The 22,534-nt window shown below is 72.6% G+C and carries 23 protein-coding genes and 1 pseudogene; 10 read left to right on the plus strand and 14 right to left on the minus strand.

Annotated elements, in window-relative coordinates; all coding sequences use genetic code 11:
• Positions 1-162 precede the first annotated feature (162 nt).
• Together ACL02R_RS15330 and ACL02R_RS15335 are read right to left on the minus strand one after the other, a co-directional pair.
• Entirely contained in the window at positions 163-1,095 is a 933-nt protein-coding gene (locus ACL02R_RS15330) for an LCP family protein (protein ID WP_412797452.1), read from the minus strand.
• 39 nt (positions 1,096-1,134) lie between these two features.
• Entirely contained in the window at positions 1,135-1,887 is a 753-nt protein-coding gene (locus ACL02R_RS15335) for a TIGR03089 family protein (protein WP_412797453.1), read from the minus strand.
• Between the two features lie 173 nt (positions 1,888-2,060).
• On the opposite strand from ACL02R_RS15335, the gene ACL02R_RS15340 reads away from it, so the two are divergent.
• A complete protein-coding gene (locus tag ACL02R_RS15340; RefSeq protein ID WP_412797454.1) occupies positions 2,061-3,365 on the plus strand; it encodes a peptidoglycan recognition protein in 1,305 nt (434 codons plus the stop codon).
• A gap of 75 nt (positions 3,366-3,440) precedes the next feature.
• The gene (locus tag ACL02R_RS15345) at positions 3,441-4,301 is read left to right on the plus strand and encodes a DNA-3-methyladenine glycosylase family protein (RefSeq protein ID WP_412797555.1); all 861 of its coding nucleotides are present in this window, start codon (positions 3,441-3,443) and stop codon (positions 4,299-4,301) included.
• A gap of 41 nt (positions 4,302-4,342) precedes the next feature.
• On the opposite strand, the gene ACL02R_RS15350 is transcribed toward ACL02R_RS15345, so the two are convergent.
• Positions 4,343-4,474: a hypothetical protein gene (locus tag ACL02R_RS15350; protein WP_412797455.1), complete on the minus strand. Its 132-nt coding sequence runs from the start codon at positions 4,472-4,474 to the stop codon at positions 4,343-4,345.
• A 230-nt stretch (positions 4,475-4,704) separates the two neighbouring features.
• On the opposite strand from ACL02R_RS15350, the gene ACL02R_RS15355 reads away from it, so the two are divergent.
• Complete coding sequence (locus tag ACL02R_RS15355) at positions 4,705-5,412, plus strand: SDR family oxidoreductase (protein ID WP_412797456.1); 708 nt, start codon at positions 4,705-4,707, stop codon at positions 5,410-5,412.
• Positions 5,413-5,797: 385 nt separating this feature from the next.
• Here ACL02R_RS15355 and ACL02R_RS15360 read toward each other — a convergent pair whose 3' ends face one another.
• Entirely contained in the window at positions 5,798-6,340 is a 543-nt protein-coding gene (locus tag ACL02R_RS15360; RefSeq protein ID WP_412797457.1) for an acyl-CoA thioesterase, read from the minus strand.
• Positions 6,341-6,435: 95 nt separating this feature from the next.
• Between ACL02R_RS15360 and ACL02R_RS15365 the strand changes: the two genes are divergently transcribed.
• Positions 6,436-7,716, plus strand: a complete 1,281-nt coding sequence (locus ACL02R_RS15365; protein WP_412797458.1) for an LCP family protein — start codon at positions 6,436-6,438, stop codon at positions 7,714-7,716.
• A 73-nt stretch (positions 7,717-7,789) separates the two neighbouring features.
• On the opposite strand, the gene ACL02R_RS15370 is transcribed toward ACL02R_RS15365, so the two are convergent.
• Positions 7,790-8,170, minus strand: a complete 381-nt coding sequence (locus tag ACL02R_RS15370; RefSeq protein ID WP_412797459.1) for a VOC family protein — start codon at positions 8,168-8,170, stop codon at positions 7,790-7,792.
• A 93-nt stretch (positions 8,171-8,263) separates the two neighbouring features.
• Entirely contained in the window at positions 8,264-8,890 is a 627-nt protein-coding gene (gene def / locus ACL02R_RS15375; protein WP_412797460.1) for a peptide deformylase, read from the minus strand.
• A 73-nt stretch (positions 8,891-8,963) separates the two neighbouring features.
• On the opposite strand from def, the gene ACL02R_RS15380 reads away from it, so the two are divergent.
• From ACL02R_RS15380 to ACL02R_RS15390, 3 genes are read left to right on the plus strand one after another with little or no spacing between them, the layout of a single operon-like run.
• The gene (locus ACL02R_RS15380) at positions 8,964-9,497 is read left to right on the plus strand and encodes a winged helix-turn-helix domain-containing protein (RefSeq protein WP_412797461.1); all 534 of its coding nucleotides are present in this window, start codon (positions 8,964-8,966) and stop codon (positions 9,495-9,497) included.
• Entirely contained in the window at positions 9,487-9,693 is a 207-nt protein-coding gene (locus ACL02R_RS15385) for a DUF6011 domain-containing protein (RefSeq protein WP_362957772.1), read from the plus strand. The genes ACL02R_RS15380 and ACL02R_RS15385 overlap by 11 nt, the downstream gene beginning before the upstream one ends.
• 26 nt (positions 9,694-9,719) lie before the next feature.
• Positions 9,720-10,337 carry a DUF4232 domain-containing protein gene (locus ACL02R_RS15390; protein WP_412797462.1) on the plus strand — a complete coding sequence of 206 codons (618 nt, stop codon included), beginning with the start codon at positions 9,720-9,722 and terminating at the stop codon, positions 10,335-10,337.
• Positions 10,338-10,346: 9 nt separating this feature from the next.
• Here the strand turns inward: ACL02R_RS15390 and ACL02R_RS15395 are convergent, their stop codons facing one another.
• The 7 genes and pseudogenes from ACL02R_RS15395 to ACL02R_RS15425 form a co-directional block, all read right to left on the minus strand.
• Positions 10,347-10,985 carry a hypothetical protein gene (locus ACL02R_RS15395; protein ID WP_412797463.1) on the minus strand — a complete coding sequence of 213 codons (639 nt, stop codon included), beginning with the start codon at positions 10,983-10,985 and terminating at the stop codon, positions 10,347-10,349.
• Between the two features lie 23 nt (positions 10,986-11,008).
• A complete protein-coding gene (locus tag ACL02R_RS15400; protein WP_412797464.1) occupies positions 11,009-13,351 on the minus strand; it encodes a hypothetical protein in 2,343 nt (780 codons plus the stop codon).
• A 6-nt stretch (positions 13,352-13,357) separates the two neighbouring features.
• Positions 13,358-13,741 (minus strand): hypothetical protein, encoded by a 384-nt coding sequence (locus ACL02R_RS15405; RefSeq protein WP_412797465.1) that lies wholly within the window; start codon positions 13,739-13,741, stop codon positions 13,358-13,360.
• 137 nt (positions 13,742-13,878) lie between these two features.
• Complete coding sequence (locus ACL02R_RS15410; protein ID WP_412797466.1) at positions 13,879-14,526, minus strand: GNAT family N-acetyltransferase; 648 nt, start codon at positions 14,524-14,526, stop codon at positions 13,879-13,881.
• 60 nt (positions 14,527-14,586) lie between these two features.
• Positions 14,587-15,396, minus strand: a pseudogene (locus tag ACL02R_RS15415) (GH12 family glycosyl hydrolase domain-containing protein); the annotation flags it as partial.
• A gap of 112 nt (positions 15,397-15,508) precedes the next feature.
• Entirely contained in the window at positions 15,509-16,957 is a 1,449-nt protein-coding gene (locus ACL02R_RS15420; RefSeq protein WP_412797467.1) for an APC family permease, read from the minus strand.
• 95 nt (positions 16,958-17,052) lie between these two features.
• Positions 17,053-18,399 carry a UDP-glucose dehydrogenase family protein gene (locus ACL02R_RS15425; protein ID WP_412797468.1) on the minus strand — a complete coding sequence of 449 codons (1,347 nt, stop codon included), beginning with the start codon at positions 18,397-18,399 and terminating at the stop codon, positions 17,053-17,055.
• Positions 18,400-18,585: 186 nt separating this feature from the next.
• Between ACL02R_RS15425 and ACL02R_RS15430 the strand changes: the two genes are divergently transcribed.
• Complete coding sequence (locus ACL02R_RS15430; RefSeq protein WP_412797556.1) at positions 18,586-19,695, plus strand: acyl-CoA dehydrogenase family protein; 1,110 nt, start codon at positions 18,586-18,588, stop codon at positions 19,693-19,695.
• 44 nt (positions 19,696-19,739) lie between these two features.
• Here the strand turns inward: ACL02R_RS15430 and ACL02R_RS15435 are convergent, their stop codons facing one another.
• A complete protein-coding gene (locus ACL02R_RS15435) occupies positions 19,740-20,525 on the minus strand; it encodes a TetR/AcrR family transcriptional regulator (protein ID WP_412797469.1) in 786 nt (261 codons plus the stop codon).
• 134 nt (positions 20,526-20,659) lie between these two features.
• On the opposite strand from ACL02R_RS15435, the gene ACL02R_RS15440 reads away from it, so the two are divergent.
• Positions 20,660-21,649, plus strand: a complete 990-nt coding sequence (locus ACL02R_RS15440) for an ATP-binding cassette domain-containing protein (RefSeq protein WP_412797470.1) — start codon at positions 20,660-20,662, stop codon at positions 21,647-21,649.
• Entirely contained in the window at positions 21,646-22,473 is an 828-nt protein-coding gene (locus tag ACL02R_RS15445; RefSeq protein WP_412797471.1) for an ABC transporter permease, read from the plus strand. The genes ACL02R_RS15440 and ACL02R_RS15445 overlap by 4 nt, the downstream gene beginning before the upstream one ends.
• Positions 22,474-22,534: the final 61 nt, after the last annotated feature.

Consider the following 22,534-nt stretch of genomic DNA (forward strand, 5'->3'; position numbering starts at 1 on the left):
GCTTGCCCTCCGTGTGCCTTCTAGAGGATCAGACGGCACACACTAGCGGGCGGTTTCAGGCACGGGGGATCTCGGTGACGCATTCCACCCCTTTCGAGGCGGACCGGCGCGCGCCCGGGGTCGGACGCGTCACCTCTTCCCCCCGGCAATCCTCAGATTTCCCTATCGTCCGCACAAAGCGGCGTCGTCGGCGCCCGTGGGGCGGACGGAGTTGTCGCCGCCCCATTCCGGATCGACTTCCGTGTCGGCGCGCAGGGCGGTGAACAAAGAATTGGCGTCCGGCTGGGCCGGAAGGCCGTTGTCGAGCGGCACGGTGAGGAAGCGGAGGCCGTCGTCCGGGACGGCGCGGACCTGGCGGACGAGTTCGTACAGTTCGACAAGGGAGTCGAGTTCCGTGTCGGATGTGATGGACGAGGTGAGTGCGTCAAGGACCGGCAAAAGTTTCGCGGGGTTGAGCAGGACGCCGCTGCTGGAGACTTTGCGGGCGAGGGCGTCGAGGGTGCAGGTCCTGACGCCGCCCACCGCGTCCGCGACCTTCCGCAGGGCGGTGAAATCGACGATCAGATGATGATCGATGCGGATGCCCGTGAGGCGTTCCAGGGTGCGGATGGCGCAGGCCGTGCCGCCGCTCTCGAAGGAGAGGGCGAGGGGGCCGCGGCGGGCGGCGAGGTCCGTGCCGTCGGCGCCCGTGCAGGCGGGGATCTGGGTGGTCAGGTCGCGGGGGACGCCGAGCGCGGTGGCGCTGCGGCCGTCGCCCGCGAGGTGCAGGAGGACCAGGGACTCGGCACGGCGGGGGGAGCCGTCGGGTGTCGCGTCGGACCGGATCAGCAGGACGTTCTCCGCCTTGCCGGGGGCGCGGGCGGGGCGTTCCGCGCGGTGCCGGTCCAGCTCACGTGCGGTGGTGGTGTCGGTGGTGAGCCTGCCGTCGAACCCGCGCAGGGACAGCCAGCCTGCCAGCGCGCCGGCGAGCACCAGGACCGCCGCCCCCAGCGCGATCCAGCGCAGGCCGCGCGGACGGCGCCGCCGCGGTGGCTCCGGCGGCTCGGCCGCTGGTCCGGCGGGCGGGTGGTAGGCAGGTTGTCGCGGCACCCTCATGGGGACGATCCTGCGGGCGCCGCCGCCGGGCGGCCACTGTCACTCGGCGAAGTGGGTGACGCGCTCACTCTCCCGCCGGGCGGCCCTGGCGGCGGCGTCGAGACGGTCGGCGTTGCGGCACAGGACGAGGGACGAGCCGGCGGCGAGCGGGGCGAAGAGACCGGCGGACAGTCCGGGCCAGGTGCCGTAGCCGGCCTGGGAGAGGAGGCGGCTGCCGGGGCCGAGGCCGCGCTCGGCGGCGTCGGCGTGCGCCAGCGCGAGGACCTGGGCGCCGGTGAGGTCGCGGCCGCCGACGCTCAGGGCGACGTCGTCGGGCCCCGGCGGGTCGTACGCGTCGAAGGCGTCCGGCTGCGCGGGGACGGCGACGGCGTAGTCCGTGAAACCGGCCGGGGGGTCGGTGAAGCGGGCGCCGAGGGGGCGGAGGCTGAGGGCGACGCGCTCGCCCGCGCAGGCGCGCGCCTCGGCGAGCCGGTCGGGGCCGGAGACGACCAGGTCGGCGTCGCGGGGGTCGCCGCCGACGTCGGCGATGACGCCGGTGGCGGCGCAGGCGAGGAGCCAGGCGGCGGTCTGCCAGTGGGCGGGGAGGAGGAGGGCGAGGCGGTCGCCGCGTGCCGCGGACAGCTCGTCCTGGAGGAGGTTGGCGGTCTTGGCCACCCAGTTGGCGAGGGTGGTGGCGGACAGTTCGACGCGCTCGCCGGTGGCGTCGTCGTAGTACGTCAGCAGCGGGCGCGCGGGGTCCGCGGCGAGCGCTGAACGCAGGAGGTCGGCGGGGACGCGTTCGGTGGAATTCATCGCCGTCAGCGTAGCCGCGGGCAACGGCGGCCCGCGGGGGCGGTACGGAACCTCTTTCGGGCTACAGCGGGAAAACTCCCTTGACCTGCGACAAGCGGCAATGGTTACGCTGTGTAGCGAAAGGAGTACGCCATGAATAGACAGATTTGCCGCTTGTACGCAAGATCAGCTGTATGCGTGCATTCACTGCTTCCCCCTTCGCCGCCTCCCGGTTCGCCTCGCCCTTCATGGCGACCGTCGGGGCCGCCTGCTCGGCCGCCCTGGCGGTGCCCCTCGTCCTCCTGCCCGGGAGCGCCGCCCAGGCGGCGGACGTCCCGGCGGGCGGCCTCCAGTCCCTGCCCCTCCAGCCGCTCAAAGCCCTCCAGCCCCTCGACGCGGGTGGTGGGGCGGCCGGCGACGCGGCGGAGGGCGCGGCGGGCGGGTCCGGCTCCGCCGCGGGCCAGGGGCTTCCGGCCACGGCCACGGAGCCGTTCTCCCTGCTGGGCATCGTCTGGACCGACGCGGACGCCGAACTGCACGGGCGGGCGCAGGTGAGGACGCGGGCGATCGGCGACGGCGGGACGGACGAGGCGGGTGGGGACGGCGAGGACGGCGGGGAGGAGTGGTCGCCCTGGCGGGACCTGGAGGCCGACCCCGCCCACACGCCGGACCCGGACTCGGCCGAGGCCGCGGACCCGGGGGTGCGCGGCGGGACCGCCCCGCTGTGGGTCGGCCCTTCGGACGGGGTGCAGGTCCGCGTGCTGCCGGACGACGGGGCGGCGGCGGAGGGCCTGCCGGACGGGCTGCGGCTCGAACTGATCGACACCGGGCAGGACGCGGCGCCCGAGGCGGTCACCCAACCGCAGGCGGTCGCGCCCGCGGCGGCGGCGGGGGCGCACGAGGGGCCGCGCCCGCCGATCGTCATCCGCTCCGGCTGGGGCGCCGACGAGAGCCTGCGGGAGAGCGGCTTCGTGTACACCGACACGGTCAAGACCGTCTTCGTGCACCACACGGCGGGAACGAACGACTACTCCTGCTCGGAGGCGCCGTCGATCCTGCGCGGCATCTACCGCTACCACGTGGAGAGTCAGGGGTGGCGCGACGTCGGCTACAACTTCTTCGTCGACCGCTGCGGCACCATCTACGAGGGGCGGGCCGGCGGTGTCGCCGAACCGGTCCAGGGCGCCCACACGCTGGGCTTCAACCACAACAGCATGGGCGTGGCCGTCCTCGGGACCTATTCCAGCACCAAGCCGAACAAGGACATCACCGACAACCTGTCCCTGCTCACCGCCTGGAAGCTCGGCCTGCACGGCGGCGACCCGCAGGGCACGCGCAACCGCACGTCCTCGGGCGGCAAGCACGCGGCCGGCACCACGATCAAGCTGAAGAACGTCTCGGGCCACCGCGACGCGTACAGCACGGACTGCCCCGGTGGCGAGCTGTACGCGTCGCTCGGCACCATCCGCTCCACCGCCGCCCGCCTCCAGGGCAGGTGACCGGGGCGGATAGCCTTGCCGGTCGTGCCGGACCGAAGCTGGGCGCCGCCCGAACCGTACGACCTGCGCCGCAGCATGCTCGTGCTGCGGCGCGGGCCGTACGACCCGGCGTTCCGTGAGACACGCGACGGTGCGGTGTGGCGGGCGACGCGGACCCCGCTGGGTCCGGCGACGGTGCGGCTGCTGCCGGGCCGCCCGGTGCGCGCGACGGCCTGGGGGCCGGGCGCCGGCTGGGTGCTCGACCGGCTGCCCGCGCTGCTGGGGGCGGACGACGCGCCGGACGCGTTCACCGCGTGCCATCCGCTGGTCGCCGAGGCGCACCGCCGCCACGGCGGGGTGCGGCTGATCAGGACGGGGCTCGTGCTGGAGTCCCTCATCCCGACCATCCTCGAACAGCGGGTGACCACGGAGGAGGCCTACCGCGCCTGGCGGCTGCTGCTGCGGCGCTTCGGCGAGCCCGCGCCGGGGCCGGGCGGCGAGGCGGCCCCCGAGCTGTGGGTGATGCCGGAGCCGAGGACGTTCGCCCTGCTCCCGTCCTGGGAGTGGCACCGGGTGGGCGTGGACCCGAAGCGTTCGGCCGCGGTGGTCCGCGCCGTACGGCTGGCCAGGCGGATGGAGGAGGCGGCGCGTCTGCCGCTGCCCGCGGCGCTGGCGCGGCTCCAGGCCGTCCCCGGCATCGGCCCGTGGACCGCCGCCGAGACCCTCCAGCGCAGCAACGGCGATCCGGACGCCGTCACCGTGGGCGACCTGCACCTGCCGGGCGTCGTCGGCCACGCGCTGGCCGGGGAGCGCGAGGCCGACGACGCCCGGATGCTGGAGCTGCTGGCCCCCTACGCCGGACAGCGCTACCGGGCGACACGGCTGATCCTGCTGTCCGGTGTCGTCCCCGCACGCCGGGCGCCGCGCCAGCGTCACGCCCGGATCGCCCGGCTCTGACCGCCCCGGGTCTCCCCTGCGGCCGGACGACGCGTGCGACGTCACGCGGCGGTCCCGACGTTCCGGACGCGCCCGGAGATGCGGTCGCGCTCCTGGGTGAGCCGGTCGAGCCCGCCGAGGTGCCGCCGGGCGGCGGCGCCCGGCGCGGACGTGGGCGTGGGCGTGGAGAGCACGTCGGAGTCGGCCCTGCTTCCGGCCGGCGCGTGGACGGGGGTGTCGTGGACGGGCGGTGGGCCCCCGCGGGCGGGACTTCGACAACTGCCCGGCGCGTATGACGCAGGTCACTTTCCCTGCCCTTGAACCTCACGCCGGTGTCAGGTTCTACGTTGACGGTACCGCCGGGAACCGCGCGGATCAGCACACCGGCCCCACCCCGGGCCGGCCATGCCGAAAGGGCACGTGGATGAACCTCTCCGGAGCGACCGCGCTGGTGACCGGCGCGAACCGCGGAATCGGACGCCACCTCGCGGCGCAGCTCGCCGAGCGGGGCGCCAAGGTGTACGCGACCGCCCGCAGACCCGGCAGCATCGACCTCCCGGGCGTCGAGGTCCTCCGGCTCGACGTCACGGACCCGGAGTCCGTCGCGGCCGCCGCCGCGGCGGCGCCGGACGTCGATCTGCTGGTGAACAACGCCGGGATCTCCACCGGCACCAACCTCATCGGCAGCGGGACCGACGCCATCGGACGCGAACTCGACACCCACTTCTGGGGCACCCTCGCCATGGTCCGCGCCTTCGCCCCCGTCCTCGCCGCGAACGGCGGAGGCGCGATCGTGAACATGCTTTCCGCCCTGTCGTGGTTCTCGTACGACGGCAGCAACGCCTACGCGGTAGCCAAGGCGGCGGAGTGGAGCATGACCAACGGCATCCGTCTGGAACTGGCGGAGCAGAAGACCCTCGTCACGGGCGTCGTGCTGGGGGCGGCCGACACCGACATGATGGCGGGCGCCGCCTACGACGGTCCCCTCACCGACCCCGCCGATGTCGCCCGTGCCGTGCTCGACGGTGTGGAGCGGGGGCGCGTCGAAGTCGTCGTCGACGAGTGGAGCGCCCACGTCAAGGCGTCGCTGGCGGCCGACCCCGCCGAGTTCTACGGGCAGGCGCTCGGCTGACGCCGTCCGGCCCGGCCGGCGGGGCGCCGGCCCGTACGGGCCACCCCCGGGCGACGGGAGGGCCCGTCCTCCGAGGGGTCGCCCTGCTCGCGACGCTCCCCCGCCGGCCCGGCGGCCGGCCGTCGTCCACGACGCAGCGGGCCGGACGCGGACGTCCGGTCTTGGTCAGGGGCGCATTACGGTGGGGCATGAGGGCCCTCTGGTCGTTCGGGTGAATGTCGCAATCCACACCGAACCCGGAAGGCCCTCACTCACTCAAGATCACCCCGCCGTGAAACCTGTCACCAACCTCCGTGGACAGAACACCTAGACAGCTCCACCACACCGGAGGTCTTCACCATGATCAAGCACCGGCACGTGTCAACAACGCTCGTGATCAATACACCTAGGCGGCCGGGGCGTCGGGCGGGAAGGGGCGGCCCGCGCGGAGTGCGGTGATCTCGCGGCGTCTGGCGAGCCGGTGCGTGCGGCGGATCTGCGCCTCCTGGAAGCGGCGCTTGTCCCGCTCGCTGCCCGGCAGCACCGGCGGCACCGGGCGCGGCCTGCCGTCCTCGTCCACCGCGGCGAAGACGAGGTAGGCGGTGGCGACGCGGGTGGCGGGCGCCGCCTCGTTCCACCGCTCGGCGAGGACGAGGGCGCCGATCTCCATCGAGGTCCTGCCGGTCCAGTTGCACTGGGCGCGGACGTGGACGAGGTCGCCGACCCTGACCGGTTCCAGGAAGACCATCTCGTCCATGGCGGCGGTCACCGCCGGGCCCCCGGAATGGCGCCCGGCCACGGCGCCCGCGGCGTCGTCCACGAGTTTCATGATCACACCACCGTGGACGGTACCCAGGAGGTTCACGTCGTTCTGCGTCATGATGTGCGACAGCGTGGTGCGGGACGCGGCGGTGGGTTTTCCGGACAGGTCCTGTGGCAGTTCGGTCATGGGGGTCAGGGTAGGCAGGGGCCTTTGCATCAGCTTCGCCACAGTCCCTGTAGCGCGTTTTTGCCGTACGGCCGACGCGGGGCAGACTCCTCGTTATGAGCGACTGGCCGGACGGGTGGACGGACGAGCAGGGCAACCGCAGCAGATATGGGCGCGGCAGCGCGGACGCACGCCCCGAGGGCGCCCGGGTCATGCCGCACGTCCCGCCTGGCCGGGCGCAGCGCCCGCCGCGCCAGCGGACCCCGTACGACGCGGGCCAGGGGAACGGCGCTCCGCAGGGCGGCTCCCCGTACGACTCCGGGTACAGCGACGGGCAGATCTACCGGGGCTCCGGCCACCGGCAGGGCCCGCCGCCCGTCGCGCCGGGACCGCAGCCGCCCGACCACGGCCCGCGGCCGCGCCGCCGCTGGGGCCGGATCGTCGGCTTCTCGGCGCTGGGCCTCGTGCTCGTCCTGCTGGTCACGGGCGTGGGCACGTACTTCTGGGCGGACGGCAAGCTGCGCCGCGAGGTGGACCTCTCCGCCCTGGAGGACCGGCCGGAGGCGGGCGAGGGCACCAATTACCTGATCGTCGGCTCGGACAGCCGCGAGGGCCTGACGCGCGAGCAGCAGCAGGACCTGCACACGGGCAACGCCGAGGGCAAGCGCACGGACACGATGATGCTGCTGCACGTCGGCAGCAACGGGAACACGATGGTGAGCCTGCCGCGTGACTCCTGGGTGACGATCCCCGAGTTCACCGGCTCCGAGAGCGGCAACCGCATACCCGAGCAGCAGCGCAAGCTCAACGCGGCGTACGCGATCGAGGGCCCGTGGCTGCTGGCCCGCACCATCGAGCACAACCTGGACATCCGCATCGACCACTACGTCGAGATCGGCTTCGGCGGCTTCGCCAGCGTCGTGGACGCCCTCGGCGGCGTCGAGATGTGCTTCGACGAGCCGATCCAGGACGAGAACTCGGGCGCCGACTTCGCGGCGGGCTGCCAGCAGCTCGACGGGCGGGAGGCCCTCGCGTTCAACCGGCAGCGGTACCAGGAGGCCGAGGGCGACCTCGGCAGGACGCAGAACCAGCAGGAGTTCCTGAGCACGCTGGCCAACCAGGCGGCGTCGCCCTCCACGATCCTCAACCCGTTCCGCCTCTACCCGGTCCTCGGGGCGAGCCTGGACGCGCTGATCGTGGACGAGGACATGTCGCTGTGGGACCTGCGGTCGATGTTCTGGGCCATGCGCGGCGCGCACCGGATGAACATCCCGGTCTCCGACCCCGGCTACGCCACGTCGGAGGGCTCGGCGGTGCTGTGGGACGAGGAGCAGACGGCGCTGCTGATGGAGCAGCTGCGGGGCGACGAGCGCGTCACCGTGGGCGTGGACGAGTAGCGGCGCGCCCCTTCTCCTTACGCCCGGCCGCCCGCCGGGACCGGCAGCGCGCCGGTCCCGGCGGGCGGTCGCGTCACCGGACGCAGAGGCAGAACGGGTGGCCCACCGGGTCGGCGAAGACGCGCCAGTCGCGGGTGCCGCCGTGGTCGTCCTCCAGGAGCTTCGCGCCGAGCGCGATCACCTGCCGCTCCGCCTCGTCCATCCGGTCGGCGGGCACGTCCAGGTCGAGATGGAGCTGCTGGCCGTGCTCGGTGCCTGGCCACTCGGGCGGCCGGTAGCCCTCGGAGCGCTGGAACGCGAGCTGCCGCCCGTGGGGGCCGTTCAGCTCGACCCACTCGCCGCCGTTGTCGTCCTTGTCCGACACCCGCCAGTCGAGCACGGCGGCGTAGAACGCGGCGAGCGCGCGCGGGTCGGGACAGTCCAGCACGGTCACTCCCATGGTGGCGATGGCCATGTGCGTCTCAGCTCCTCGGTGGTCGGTGGCCCGGACGGGCCGTGGGGGTCATCTTCCGTCAGCCTGTCCGGAAACCGCGAGCGCGATACGGGGTCAGCGCGTACGGGCCGCCTCCCGCGCGGCGCGGCGGGCGAGGACGCGGTCGTGCAGCGCGCCCATCTCCCGGAGGGCGGCCTTGCGGTCGCGGGCGGCGAGGCGGTCCACGTACAGCTGCCCGTTCAGGTGGTCCGTCTCGTGCTGGAGGCAGCGGGCGAAGTAGCCGCGGCCCTCGACGACGAGCGGGCGGCCGTCCTTGTCCGCCCCGCGCACGACGGCGCGGCCGGGGCGCGCGAGGGGCACGTAGGGTCCCGGTACGGACAGGCAGCCCTCGGGCTCCTCCAGGAGGCTGCGGTCCCCGGCGGGCAGGTCGTCGAGCACGGGGTTGGCGATGTGGCCGACGTGACGGGTGCCCCACTCGTCGGTCATGTCCCAGACGAACAGGCGCAGATCGACGCCGATCTGGTTGGCGGCGAGCCCCGCGCCCTCGGCGACGTCGAGCGTGGCGAACATGTCGTCGATCAGCGCGGCCAGTTCCGCGCCGCCGAAATCCGTGACGGGGCGCAGGGCGCGGTGCAGGATCTCCTCGCCGATGACGGTGACGCGCCGCGGTGTGCCGCGGACGGCCTCGGGCGACGGGGCCGGATACCCCTCGACGGGTTGTCCCTGGACGAGTACGGCCATCCCGGCACGCTCCTCACTGCTCGGCGGATGCCCCTGCTTGACGGGCGCTTTGCAAAGTACCAGACTTTGCAAAGTGACCGAAAACGACGAACGGGCCCTTGCGCCGCTCCCCCCGCACCCCGTACGCGACGCCCTCCTCCGCCTGTTCGCCGAGCTGGACACCGTGACCTCGACCGAGGCCGCGCGGCGGCTCGGCGTCAGCTCGGGGCTGTGCTCGTTCCACCTGCGGCAGCTGGCCAGGCACCGGCTGATCGAGGAGGCGCCGCACCGGGGCGGCGGGCGCGTACGGCCGTGGCGGCTGCGTACGGAGGCGCCGGACGCGCCGGAGGCCGCCGCGGGCGACGGGACGCTCAACAGGGCGCTGGAGGACGAGAGTTACCGTCACTGGCTGGAGAACCGCGGCCGGGCGCCCGGGGAGTGGCGGCGCGACGCGGCGTTCAGCGAGGTCCTGCACCTGACGCCGGACGAGCTGGACGAGGTCGCCGCCGCGATCCGCGCCGTGCTCGCCCCGTACCGCGACCGGCACGGGCGGCCGGAGGGCGCCGCTCCGGTCGCCGCCGTGGCGCGCCTGTTCCCCCTCCTGGTAGACCTGCCGCATGGACGCTGACGAACCGGCGCTGCTCCCGCTGCCCGACGGCGGGCGGCGGCCGCCCGTCACCTGCCGCCTGTGCGGGCGGCGGCTGTACGGGCGCGAGGCGCGGATGTGGGGACTCGGCCCGGAGTGCCGGGCGAAGCTCGCGGTGCGTGTGGCGCCGCTGCCGCCGGAGCACCCGGTGGAGCAGGAGACGCTGCCGGGAACCTGACGAAGGCGTGATGCGATGATCAGCTCATGCCTCTGCTTGTCACCGCTGGCCGCCGTGCCCCGCTGCTGCTGATACCGGCGGTCCTGCTCGCCGCCGCGTGCGCGCCCGGACAGGCGGACCCCCGCGCGGCGCCGGCGCCCTCGGTCACGCCGAGCCCGCTGGAGCAGGACGGGCAGGAGCCGGTGCGGGGCAACGCGCCGGACGAGCCGGCCGGGGCCGGGCGGACCTGCCCGCCGGAGGGCGTACGGCTGGCCCCCGGGCCGGTGGACGCGGCCCTGGGCGCGCGTGGCATGCGGGTGACGCTGACGAACTGCGGGACCGAGCCGTACACCGTCGGGGGCTACCCCGTCTTCACCGTGCTCGGCGAGGACGCCGCGCTTCTCGACGTCGAGCAGGAACGGAGCGCCACGGCGGCCGAACCCCCCGCCGAGGTCGTCCTCCCGCCGGGCGGGGCGGCGTACACCGTGCTGGAGTGGCGCAACACGGTGACCGACGTGACGCGCCCGGCGACCCTCGGCGCCGAGCTGTCCTTCCTCACCTCCGAGGACGGCGCGACGCAGTCCGTCTTCCCGGACGGCGGCCTCGACCTCGGCACGACCGACCTGCTGACGGTGACGCCGTGGACGGCGGCTGAGGCGGAGTAGCAGCGCCGGCTACTCCACGGGCCGCAGATCCGGCTCCTCCGTCAACCCGCCGTCGTCCTCGCAGCCCATCTCACCCGCCAGGTCGAAGGCGGCAGCATGGGCGAGCCTCATCACAGTGCTCTCTTGCCCCGGCTCGGGATGGAGGCCCATGCGGGAGGCCACCGTGGTCACGGTGGTGGACCTGCCGCCGGCCGAGGGAATCACGCAGTCGAAATAGATCACCGCCGTTTCCGATGTCGCGTACGCCCGGCGACCGATGGGGAACACGAGGGAGCCGTCCGGAAGATCGACATCTTCCAGTTCAAACTGACGAGCGGTACTGTGCGAAATAGTCAAGGACTCGAAAAAGCTACTTGCCGAAGGCCAGATCTGACATAGATCGTAACCGCCGACCTCATATATCTGCTCGGGCCCGTATGCCTCATGTATGAGCTTTTCGGCAATCTCGGCCGGAGTCAGCACCTTGTAGGCGACGGCCTCGGTGCTGCCGGTGATCTCCTCTGCGGCGGACGCGACAACCGGAGTGAATATGTTGCCGCATTCGTCCGTGAGGCCTGTTTCAGTCGTCGTCGGCTCCGCCCCATCAGGCGGCTCGTCGCCCGCGCTGCAAGCGGTCAGACACCCGCACAGAAGCAGCGCGGTGGACACCGCCTTCCACCTGCCCGGCTCCTTCACCTGCCACCCCCTCCGCCGACTTGGGCGTCAATGCCCACTTGCCCTTCCCCTGATGTTCCGAAGTTATATCCGATGTCCAGGCTCTCCCGGAGGCTTTGCCCCAGATCGCCCTGCGCGTTGACATGCTGCCGCAGCATGAAATCGACCAACGGTGTGGCAAGGTTGTTGTACCCGGAGCTGTAAATCCTGGCGCCTGCTTCCTGTATCTCGTCCTGAGAACTCTGCTGGTCGGATCTCGTCCAGTCGCCCACGAGTTGGCCCAGCCATTCGTTGACCGCGCCGCTCCCCGCCGTGACAGCCAGTGGAACGACGATCGCACCCGCCGCCGCGGCGGGCAGGAACGCGGCACCGCCTGCCACCGCCGTCGCCGCGCCGTACTTCAGCCAGCCGGACCGCTCGTCCAGGGCGCGGTTGAACGCCTCGTCGCTCGCCAGCCCCTCGGCCCGCACCTGGTCGGCACGCGCCTGGTCGAGGAAGCCCTGCGCCTGAGCCGTGATCCGGACCACATTGCGCGCCGGTCCCTCTTCGACCGTCCCGTCCGCGCCGACCTGGGCGTCCAGCACACTGGCGGTGTAGATGCGCTCGGCCTGCGAGAGGGTCGCGTAGGAGTCCGGATGCTGTCCGAGAACGCTGAGAAAAGGCTGCACGTCGTTCCCGAACCGGGCGTGCAAGGAGACGTCGTTCCACTCGGGGGCGAAGGGTCCCGCGCTGCCCTCCCCTCCGTCGAGCGCCCAGTTGATGTCGTCCACGTAGCCGGCCGCCATGTTCCCCAGGCTGTCGGTGAGGGCGGAGAAACGGTGGGAGAGGCCGGGGTCCCGCGAGAAGCGGTCGGCGATGTCCTCCATGACGCCCGCCCCGGCCTCGGACCTGGTGACCTCGACCGACGTCTCGTCCCAGGCGTGGCCCAGCGTCGCGGCTTCCAGCGCGTGGCCGAGTGCGTCCGACAGGTGATCGGCGGACTGACCGGCGGCGGCGGCCGGGTCGTGCGAGTTGACGTCGGGGAACTGGGTGTAGCCCTCTTGGAGGAAGTAGTCGAGGTAGCCGGCGACCGGGCTGTCGCCGCCGCGCAGGATTCCCGCGTGGCCGTCCGGATCGAGGCTGCCGTCCTCGCGGTACGCGGTCGGGGTGGTGGAGAAGAACTGCGTGGCAGCCTCGGGACTGTGCCCCAATGCCTCCAGGACGCCGAGCACCGGATCGTAGCCCGCGCCGTTCGCGCCCACCGGGTTGAACGGGTGCTCGGGACCGGCACCGCCCTGTCTGGCGTCGGCGAAACGCAGCGGGTCGTCCGCGTGCAGTTGCACGACGTGCTCGGCGATGGGGGTGAGGAACGCGGGGTCGTACGCGCCGTACCGGAGGATGCCGCCGAGCAACTGGTAGCCGTAGGGCCCCTCGACGGCGTGCGCGGTCAGTGGCAGTCGCTCGGTGCCCAGCCGCCTGAGCTCTTCGCCGAACGAGGCGGGCAGGTGGTGTCCGTTGTCCGGATCGGTGGCGGTGGCCAGGCCGAGACCGAGGTTGCGTTGCAGCGCCTGCACCTGTTCGAGCCGGTGCTCGTCCACCTCGTAGCCCTCCCCCATGGTGCTCATGCTCAGGGAACCGAAGAGAGTGAGCGTCCCCTCGGCGCCGAGTTCCCGGAACAGCCCTGTGGTGAACTCCGGGGAGTCGCGGTTGTCCGCCAGCAGCTCGTTGAACTGCTCCAGCTCGCGCGACGTCATCCGGTCGCCCTCCCGGGCGAGCAGCAACGCCTGGGCCAGCTCCTCCTGGTCGAGCGTGGTGTACACGGGTGCGCCGAAGTCGTGCCGGTCCTCGTCGGCGTCGGCCAGCAGCGCGCGGGCCAGCGTGCGGTCCGCGTCGTCGAACCTTTCCACCAGCACGTCCACGCGCCGCTGCATCGCCGCCACGGCCTCACGCTCGGCCGCGAAGTGGGCGCTGTACTCGGGGTCGAACAACTGGCGCGCCGGGTCCTCGGTCACCGAGCGCAGCGCGGCGACCCCGCCGGCTTCCGACACCGTCAGTGACGCGGCCGGGGCCTCGATCTCGACGAGTTGGTGCAGTCCGTCCTGCGCCGCCTTCAGAGTGGCGTAGCCGTCGTCGAGGAGTTGCCCCATTCCCCGGGCGGCTGAGGCCGCGTCACCGGACTCCCGAACGCTTTTCGCCACGAATGCCCGGGTGACCGAGGCGTTGACACCCTCCCAGCGTGCCTGCTCGGAACGGGCCAGCAGTGTGTCCCGCGCGTCCTGGGCCAGGTCCTCCAGCCTGCCCGCCATGGCCGACCAGTCGTCGAGCGCCGCCTTGAGCCCGCCGAGCGACGCGTGCCACACCTGCGCGAAGGTCAGGGTCATCCGTGCTCACCGCTCACCGGACAGACGGCGGTCGATCTCCGTGATCGAGAGGGATGCGGCGATGTCGGCCTCGTCCTGCTGGTGGGCCGCGGCGGAGTGGTCGAGGTGGTTGGAGATGTGCGCGCAGGCGTCCAGCAGCGTCGTCGTCTGGCCGGCCCAGGTCTCCAGGAGGGTCGCCAGGGCGGCGCCGGTGACGAGGCCGTCGGCGGTCAGCCCCGTCGCGGCCTCGGCTGTGGCGGCACGCGCGTGGTCGGCGTCGGTGGCGAGCCGGCCGTGCAGTTCGTACGCGGCCGAGCCGACGCGTCCCAGGTCGTCCTGGTGCACCGCCAGGTCCCGCGTGGCGCGTGCCGCCTCGGCCTGGATCGCGCGCCACTCGTCGTCGAACGACATGGCTCCCCCTCCGCCCCTCGCGCCGCCCCCGCGGCGATGGCTCTGCCCCCAGCCCTCGTTCCCACCGAGCACCTTGGCACACGGTACCCATGGCTTCACTCTCTGTCCACACCCGAACGGGTGATAGCTTCGCCGCGTCAGGCGGCGCCGAAAAGGGGGAGGCAGTCGGTCGTCAGGCCGGTGAGGGTCACGGGCACGGTGCGGTGCTTCTCCCAGCGCTCGCGCGACAGGCGCAGGCGGTGCTCGGTGGCCGGTGCGCCGCGTACGACGACCCGCGCGAGGCCGTCGCGCTCGTAGCCCAGCTTCTCCGACACGCGCAGCGACGCGGTGTTGTGCGCCATCGCGCCCGAGACGGCCTCGGCCGCCCCCAGGCCCGCGAACGCCAGCTCCAGCACGGCGGCCCGCATCTCCGTGCCGAAGCCCCGCCCCTGGTGGGCGCGGCCGAGCCACGAGCCGCTGGTGGCCTGGCGCAGGACGGCGAACCCGTCGGCGCCCAGCGACTGGTAGCCCACGGGCCGGTCGTCCAGGAACGCCACGAGGCCCATCGACCACGACTCGGGTGTCCAGGCGCCCAGTTGACGCCAGTGGTACTGGACGACCGAGCGGGCGCGGTCGGCCGGGGGCAGGTCGGTCCAGGGGACGAGGAAGGGCATCTCGTCCGGGGGATGGACGCCGGGGAGGACGAGGTCGGCGAGGCCGGCCAGTTCCTCGTCCGTGGGGAGGCGGAGCAGCAGACGCGGGGTGCGCAGCCGGATGCCCAGGACAGGCCAGTGGTCGATCAGCATGGCCCATTCTGTGACCGGTTCCGCGCACCCCGCATCCGATTTCGACCGGGGTGACGGTCAGTTCACATTCGCCGAGAACGAGTTGACGCCGAGACCCGCGCCGCCCTGCCAGGGCTCGAAACCGGCCTGGACGCTCGTCAGGTACCAGGACGGGTTCGCCAGCCCGCGGCTCACCGTGACGTCCACGAAGTCCATCACGTCGAAGCTGAGCGAGCCGATGGCGGACGGCGCGACGAAGGAGATGACCTGGTTCGCGCCGTTGCTGCCGGTCCAGACCTGCCAGCTGCGGCCGGCCACGGTCGCCGTGCCGGACTGGGACCCGATCGGCTGGATCGGGCCGACGCGGTTGAGCCAGATCATGATCTCGGTCTGGTTGACACCTGTCCGCTTGGGCGTCGGGTCGAGCCAGATGTCGTACGACGCGTTGTACACGGCGTTGCCGGTGTACTGGTACGAGATGCTGCTCTGCGCGCTGCCGATCGAGCTGATCTGGCGGGGCAGGTTGGTGCCGGGCGAGCAGTTCCCGTAGTGGCAGCCGAAGTAGACGGACGGGTACGACTTGGGCGCGCCGTTCGTGGGCACGCTGCCGTCCGCCTGGGTGATGCGGAAGCCGCTGCCCGAGACGTCGATGCACTGCGTCGCGCTCGTGCCCCAGCGGTTGTTCTGGACCGTGTAGCGGCCCTGGATGGTGGTGGAGCCGTACTGGTCGCAGATGACGGCGTCCGCGCCGATGGGCCCGGCGGCCCCGGCGGTCGGCGTGGCGGTCAGCAGGCCCGCGACGGAGGCGACGGCGGCCAGGACCGCGACCACCGCGCCGCGGAACCGGGACCGCGCGCCTCGCGTGCCCGTGCGGACGGATGTGGTGCTCATGTTGCTCCCTTCGGACGGTATGTGCGTTCGGGGGGAGCGCTCCCAAGGCGATACGGCCGTGGAATCTAGGGGCAACGGGCACGCACGGCAAGGGGTCGCGCACGCACGGGCGTCACGGCGTGGGCGTCGCCGCCGGGGCGGGGGTCTCGCCGGTGGCGCCGCCGTCCGGGCCGTCGCCGGGGCCGCCCCGGCGCCCGCCCAGCAGCCGGTTGCCCACCCACACGCAGGCCCACAACCCGACACCGATCAGCATCAGCCAGCCCGCCACCTCGTAGTCGTCGCCGGCGCGGCCGGACAGCGGCGTCGCCAGGTAGACGCAGAGCACGGCGCCGATGACCGGCAGCGCGGTGGGGGCGCGGAAGTGCTTGTGCTCGACGGGGCTGCGGCGCAGCACGAGGACCGCCACGTTGACGATGGCGAAGACGCACAGCAGCAGGAGCGACGTCGTGCCACCGAGCGCGGCGAGGTCGGCGTAGCCGATGAGGAGGAACGCGAGCAGCGTCGTGAACACGATGGCGACCCAGGGGGTGCGCCGCCGGGGCAGGAGGCGGCCGAGCGGCGCGGGGAGCGCGCGTTCGCGGGACATGCCGTACAGCAGACGGCTGGCCATCAGCATGTTGATCAGCGCGGAGTTGGAGACGGCGAACATCGTGATCCACGCGAAGAGGTCGATGGGGAAGCCGGGCGCGCCCGCCTGGACGACCTTCAGCAACGGGGTGTCGCCCTCACCGAGGTCGGCCGGGGTGACGAGCGCGACGCTCGCGATGGCGACCAGGACGTAGATGACGCCGGTGACCGTCAGGCCGATGAGCATGATGCGCGGGAACGTGCGGACCGGGTCCTTCGTCTCCTCCGCCATGTTCACCGAGTCCTCGAAGCCGACCATGGCGAAGAACGCGAGGGCGGTCGCCGCGCTGACGGCGCCGAACGCGGTCTCGCCGCCGCCCGTCTCGAACTCGGTGACGCGGCCGAACTCGCCCTGGCCCTGGACGACCGCCCAGACGCCGACGCCGATGACGATCAGCAGCCCGGAGAGTTCGACGGCGGTCAGCGCGACGTTCGCCTTCACGCTCTCGCCGACGCCGCGCAGGTTCACCAGGCTGATGAGGACCATGAACGCGAGGGCGATGGTGAGGGTGACACGGCCGTGGCTGCCGTCCACGTCGAGCGCGGACAGCAGGTTCGCGGCGAACGCCTTGGACGCGCTGGACGCCGAGGTGAGGCCGGACGCCATGACCGCGAAGGTGACGAGGAACGTCAGGAAGTGGATGCCGAACGCGCGGTGGGAGTACGCGGCGGCGCCCCCGGCGCGGGGGTACTTCGTGACGAGTTCCAGATAGCTGGTGGCCGTCAGCATGGCGACGACGAAGGCGCACAGGAAGGGGAGCCAGACCGCCCCGCCGACCTCGGCCGCGACGGTGCCGGTCAGCGCGTAGACGCCGGTGCCGAGGATGTCGCCGATGATGAAGAGCAGGAGGAGGCCAGGGCCCATGACCCGCTTGAGTTCGATCGGTTCCGCCGGTGCCGGCGGGGTGGCTGGATTCCCCATGGTCTCTGGCATGCCCGGACCCTAGCGCACCACACCCGTCACAAAGCGGGAGAAATGGTGCGCTTGCGGTGACTGTCCGTGGCGAGCGGGCGGGTGGTGAACGGGCGTCAGGCCGTGGGCCGCCCGAGGGCGCGGTACGTCCAGCCCGCCTTGCGCCACAGCGCGGGATCGAGGGTGTTGCGTCCGTCGAGGATGCGGCGGGCGGCGACCACCTCGCCCATGGCGGCGGGATCGACCTCGCGGAACTCGCGCCACTCCGTGAGGTGCAGCACGGCGTCGGCCGACTGGGCGGCCTCCAGGGCGGACGGGGCGTAGGCGAGGGTGGGGAAGACGCGGCGGGCGTTCTCGGTGGCCTTGGGGTCGTAGACCGTCACCTGGGCGCCCTGGAGGTGCAGTTGGCCGGCGATGTTGAGGGCGGGCGAGTCGCGGACGTCGTCGGAGTCCGGCTTGAAGGCGGCGCCGAGGACGGCGACGCGCCTGCCGAGCAGCGAGCCGTCGAGCGACTCGCGGGTCAGTTCGACCATGGCGGCGCGGCGGCGCATGTTGATCGCGTCGATTTCGCGGAGGAAGCCGACGGCCTCCGCCGCGCCCAGCTCGCCCGCGCGCGCCATCAGGGCGCGGATGTCCTTCGGGAGGCAGCCGCCGCCGAAGCCGATGCCCGCGCGCAGGAACTTGCGGCCGATGCGGTCGTCGTGCCCCAGCGCCTCGGCGAGCTTCACCACGTCGCCGTCGGCGGTCTCGCAGATCTCGGCCATCGCGTTGATGAAGGAGATCTTGGTGGAGAGGAACGCGTTGGCAGCCGACTTGACCAGCTCGGCGGTGGGCAGGTCGGTGACGAGGAACGGCGATCCGGCGGCGACGGGTGTGGCGTACACCTCGCGCAGGGCCGCCTCGGCGCGCTCGCCGGCCACGCCGGCGACGATGCGGTCCGGGCTGAGCGTGTCCTCGACGGCGAAGCCCTCGCGGAGGAACTCGGGGTTCCACGCCAGCTCGGCCTCCTCCCCCGCCGGGGCCAGCTCGGCGATGCGCCGGGCGAGGCGTGCGGCGCTGCCGACCGGCACGGTGGACTTGCCGACGACGAGGGCGGGCCGGTCGAGGTGCGGGGCGAGCGCGTCCACGGCGGCGTCGACGTACGACATGTCGCACGCGTATTCGCCGGGCCGCTGGGGGGTGTTGACGCAGATGAAGTGGATGTCGCCGAAGGCGGCCAGGTCCTCGAACGAGGTGGTGAACGACAGCCGCCCGGTCGAGCCGGGCAGCCCGGCGACGTGCCGGCCGAGCAGTTCGTCGAGCCCGGGTTCGTAGATCGGCGCGTGTCCTCTGGCCAGCTTCTGGATCTTCTCCGGCACGATGTCGAGGCCGAGGACGTCGAAGCCCAGCTCCGCCATGGCCGCCGCGTGGGTGGCGCCGAGATAGCCGAGGCCGATGACCGTGATCTTCGTCGGGCTGTTCACGGGTCCAGAGCATAGCCCCCGCGACCGACAGCGGGCCGCGAGCACCGGCGCCCGTTGCCCCGGACGGCGACGGTGCGCTTTAGTTACTTAACAGTCGTTAGCATCGCCGCAGCCGTCAGCAAGGAGTTGGGACCCGTGGTCCGAGCCGCAGACTTCGATCTCTACCGCCCCGCCGAGGAGCACGAGATGCTCCGCGACTCGGTCCGCGCGCTGGCCGAGGCGAAGATCGCGCCGTACGCCGCCGAGGTGGACGAGGCGGGCCGCTTCCCGCAGGAGGCGCTGGACGCGCTGGTGGCCAACGACCTGCACGCCGTGCACGTCCCCGAGGAGTACGGCGGCGCGGGCGCCGACGCGCTGGCGACGGTGATCGTCATCGAGGAGGTCGCGCGGGTGTGCGCCTCGTCGTCCCTGATCCCGGCCGTGAACAAGCTGGGCTCCCTGCCGGTGATGCTGTCCGGCTCACCCGGGCTGCGCGCCAAGTACCTGACGCCCCTGGCGAAGGGCGACGCGATGTTCTCGTACTGCCTCTCCGAGCCGGACGCGGGCTCGGACGCGGGCGGCATGCGCACGCGCGCGGTGCGCGACGGCGACGCGTACGTGCTGAACGGCGTGAAGCGCTGGATCACCAACGCCGGGGTGTCCGAGTACTACACGGTGATGGCCGTCACCGACCCGGACAAGCGCACGCGCGGCGGGATCTCGGCGTTCGTCGTGGAGAAGGGCGACGAGGGCGTGTCGTTCGGCGCGCCGGAGAAGAAGCTCGGCATCAAGGGCTCGCCGACGCGCGAGGTGTACCTCGACAACGTGCGCGTCCCCGCCGACCGGATGATCGGCGACGAGGGCACCGGCTTCACCACAGCCATGCGGACGCTCGACCACACCCGGATCACCATCGCGGCGCAGGCGCTCGGCATCGCGCAGGGCGCGCTGGACTACGCGAAGGGGTACGTGCGGGAGCGCAAGCAGTTCGGAAAGCCCGTGGGGGACTTCCAGGGCGTGCAGTTCATGCTGGCCGACATGGCGATGAAGCTGGAGGCGGCGCGGCAGCTCACGTACGCCGCGGCGGCGCGGTCGGAGCGGGGCGACGGCGACCTGACGTTCTTCGGCGCGGCGGCCAAGTGCTACGCGTCGGACGCCGCGATGGAGATCACCACGGACGCGGTGCAGCTCCTCGGCGGCTACGGCTACACGCGGGACTACCCGGTCGAGCGCATGATGCGGGACGCGAAGATCACGCAGATCTACGAGGGCACGAACCAGGTCCAGCGGATCGTCATGGCCCGCAACCTCCCCTGACCCCCCGCGCGGCGCGGCGGCGTACGTCAGCTGCCGCGCCGCCGTCACACCGCGCCGTCCTCCGCCGCGGTGCGGGCTCGCCGCTCCAGGAGCGCGGCGATGCCGTCGAGGACGAAGCGCAGGTTGTAGAGGAAGTCCTCCTCGGCCGTGGTCCGGTCGTCGGCGAAGACGCCCGACCTCACCAGGCGTGCCACGGCCGGATAGGCCGGGTCGTCCACCACGAACTCCAGCATCCGCTGGTACGCGCGGCCCCACTCCGCGTACCCCACGCCGGTGCGCGGGGCGGCGCGCATGATCGAGACCTCCTGGCGCACCTCGCTGAGGACGAAGCCGGAGACGACCATCAGCACGCCGAGCTTCGTCTCCTCGCTCATCCGCGTACCGGCCAGCGAGTCGAGCAGGACCTCCATCCACGCGATGTTGTTGGGTCCCATCGGAGGGCCGCTGATGGGGATGTCGACCATCCAGGGCCGCGCGATCATGAGGCGGCGCACGCCCTTCCCGTAGGCGAGCAGGCGGCCGTACCAGTCCTCGGGCCAGCCGGTCGTGTCCGGCCGCCCGGTGCCCACCTCGAACATCAGGTCGAGCAGGTCGTCCTTGCCCGGTACGTAGCGGTAGAGCGACATCGTCGTGACGCCCACCTTCTGCGCGACCTTGCGCATGGACACGCCGTCGACGCCCTCGGCGTCCGCGATCTCGATGGCCGCGCCGACGATCTGGTCCAGGGTCAGGCTGCCGCGCGGGCCGCGCGTACCCGGGCGCTGCCGCCGCCAGAGCAGGTCGAGCAGGTACTGCGGGTCCCGTCCGCCGCCTTTCGGCTCGGTGGCCATGCCCGTTCTCCCGTTCCCTCGGTCCGGCCCGCCCGCCGGTTGACGTCATCCTAGAACTGTGTATGGTGTACAACGAAATCTACAGTGTAAACAGTTTGCGCCGTAGAGAGTTTCGTGACACTCAGGGGGTTCCCATGGCGGCAGACCACGCCATAGCGGCCGACGGGCTGCGGAAACGGTTCGGCGACCCGGGCGGCGGCGGCAAGCTGGCGCTGGACGGCTTCGGCCTGACCGTGCCCGCCGGGACGGTCCACGGGCTGCTCGGCCCGAACGGCGCGGGCAAGACCACCGCCGTCCGCGCCCTCACGACACTGCTGCGCTACGACGAGGGCCGCGCGGAGATCTGCGGCCTCGACGTCGCGCGGCGGCCGGACGAGGTACGCGGCCTCATCGGGCTCACCGGGCAGTACGCCGCCGTGGACGAGCAGCTCAGCGGACGGCAGAACCTCGTCATGTTCGGCACCTTCCACGGCCTCGGCCGGCGCGGGGCGCGGCGGCGGGCGGACGAGCTGCTGGAGCGCTTCGGCCTCACCGAGGCGGCCGGGCGCAACGCGGGGCAGTACTCGGGCGGCATGCGCAGGCGTCTCGACCTCGCGGCGAGCATGGTGCGCGTACCGCGCGTCCTCTTCCTGGACGAGCCCACCACCGGGCTCGACCCCCGCAGCCGCAACCAGGTGTGGGACACGGTCAGGTCCCTCGTCGCCGGGGGGACGACCGTGCTGCTGACCACGCAGTACCTGGAGGAGGCCGACCAGCTGGCGGACCGTATCTCCGTGATCGACGCCGGGCGGATCGCGGCGGAGGGCACGGCGGACGAGCTGAAGGCGCGGCTCGGCGGCGCGCGGATCGAGGTCGTCGTGCGTGACTTCGCCGACCTGGCGGGTGTGACGCAGTTGCTCGCCCGGGTGGCCGGGCCGGGGGCGCGGACGGAGTCGGACCCCGACACGCGGCGGGCGTCCGTACCCGTCAGTGATCACGTGGCGGCGCTCACCGGGGTGGCGCGGGCGTTGCACGAGGCAGGGATCACGGTGGAGGACATCGGCACACGGCGGCCGACGCTGGACGAGGCGTTCCTGCACCTCACCGGACACACCACGGACGCCGGGAAGGAGCGTGCCGCATGAGCGCGGGCACGGTGCACGAGGGGTACGCCCCGGCGCGGCGGCGAGGGATCGTCGCGGACAGCCTGACGATGACGCGCCGGCACATGGCGCACCTCGTACGGGTTCCCGAGGAGGCGGCGCTGTACTTCGCGCTGCCGATCATGTTCGTCCTGGTCTTCGGCTACGTCTTCGGCAGCGGCATGTCGGTCGCGGGCGGCGGGAACTACCGGGAGTTCCTGGTGCCCGGTGTCTTCGCGATGACGATGCTGTACGGCATGGGCGCGAGCGGCAGCGCCATCGCCGTGGACGTACGGCGCGGTGTCGTCGACCGCTTCCGCTCGATGCCGATCTCCCGGCCCGCGCTGCTGATGGGCCGGTGCACGGCCGACCTGCTGCGCGCGCTGGTGGAACTGACGGTCGTCCTCGTATGCGGTCTGCTGGTCGGCTGGGACTGGCACCGGGGCATTGGGCGCGCGGCGCTGGCCCTGCTGCTCGTGCTCCTGCTGCGCCTGGCCATCACCTGGATCGGCATCTACCTCGGACTGGTGGTGCGCAACGAGGACGCCGTGGGCGGCATCGTCTTCCCGCTGGCCTTCCCGCTGACCGCCGTGTCCAACGTCTTCACCTCCCCCGAGCTGATGCCCGGCTGGCTCCGCGTCGTCTCGGAGTGGAACCCGCTGTCCGCGACCGTCACCGCACTGCGCGACCTGTTCGGCAATCCGGGCGACAGCGGCGGCGGCTGGGCCTCGGACAACGCGCTGCTGCTCGCCGTGGCGTGGCCGGTCGTGCTGACGGCGGTCTTCGCGCCGCTGGCCGTGCGCCGCTACCAGGCGCTCAGCCGCTGACCCGGCCGGGAGACGGCGCGCGGGGGGCAGGGCCCGGAGAACCGGGTCCTGCCCCCGCGTG

Origin of the sequence: Streptomyces sp. MS19, assembly GCF_047200595.1 — a bacterium.
GTDB lineage: Bacteria > Actinomycetota > Actinomycetes > Streptomycetales > Streptomycetaceae > Streptomyces.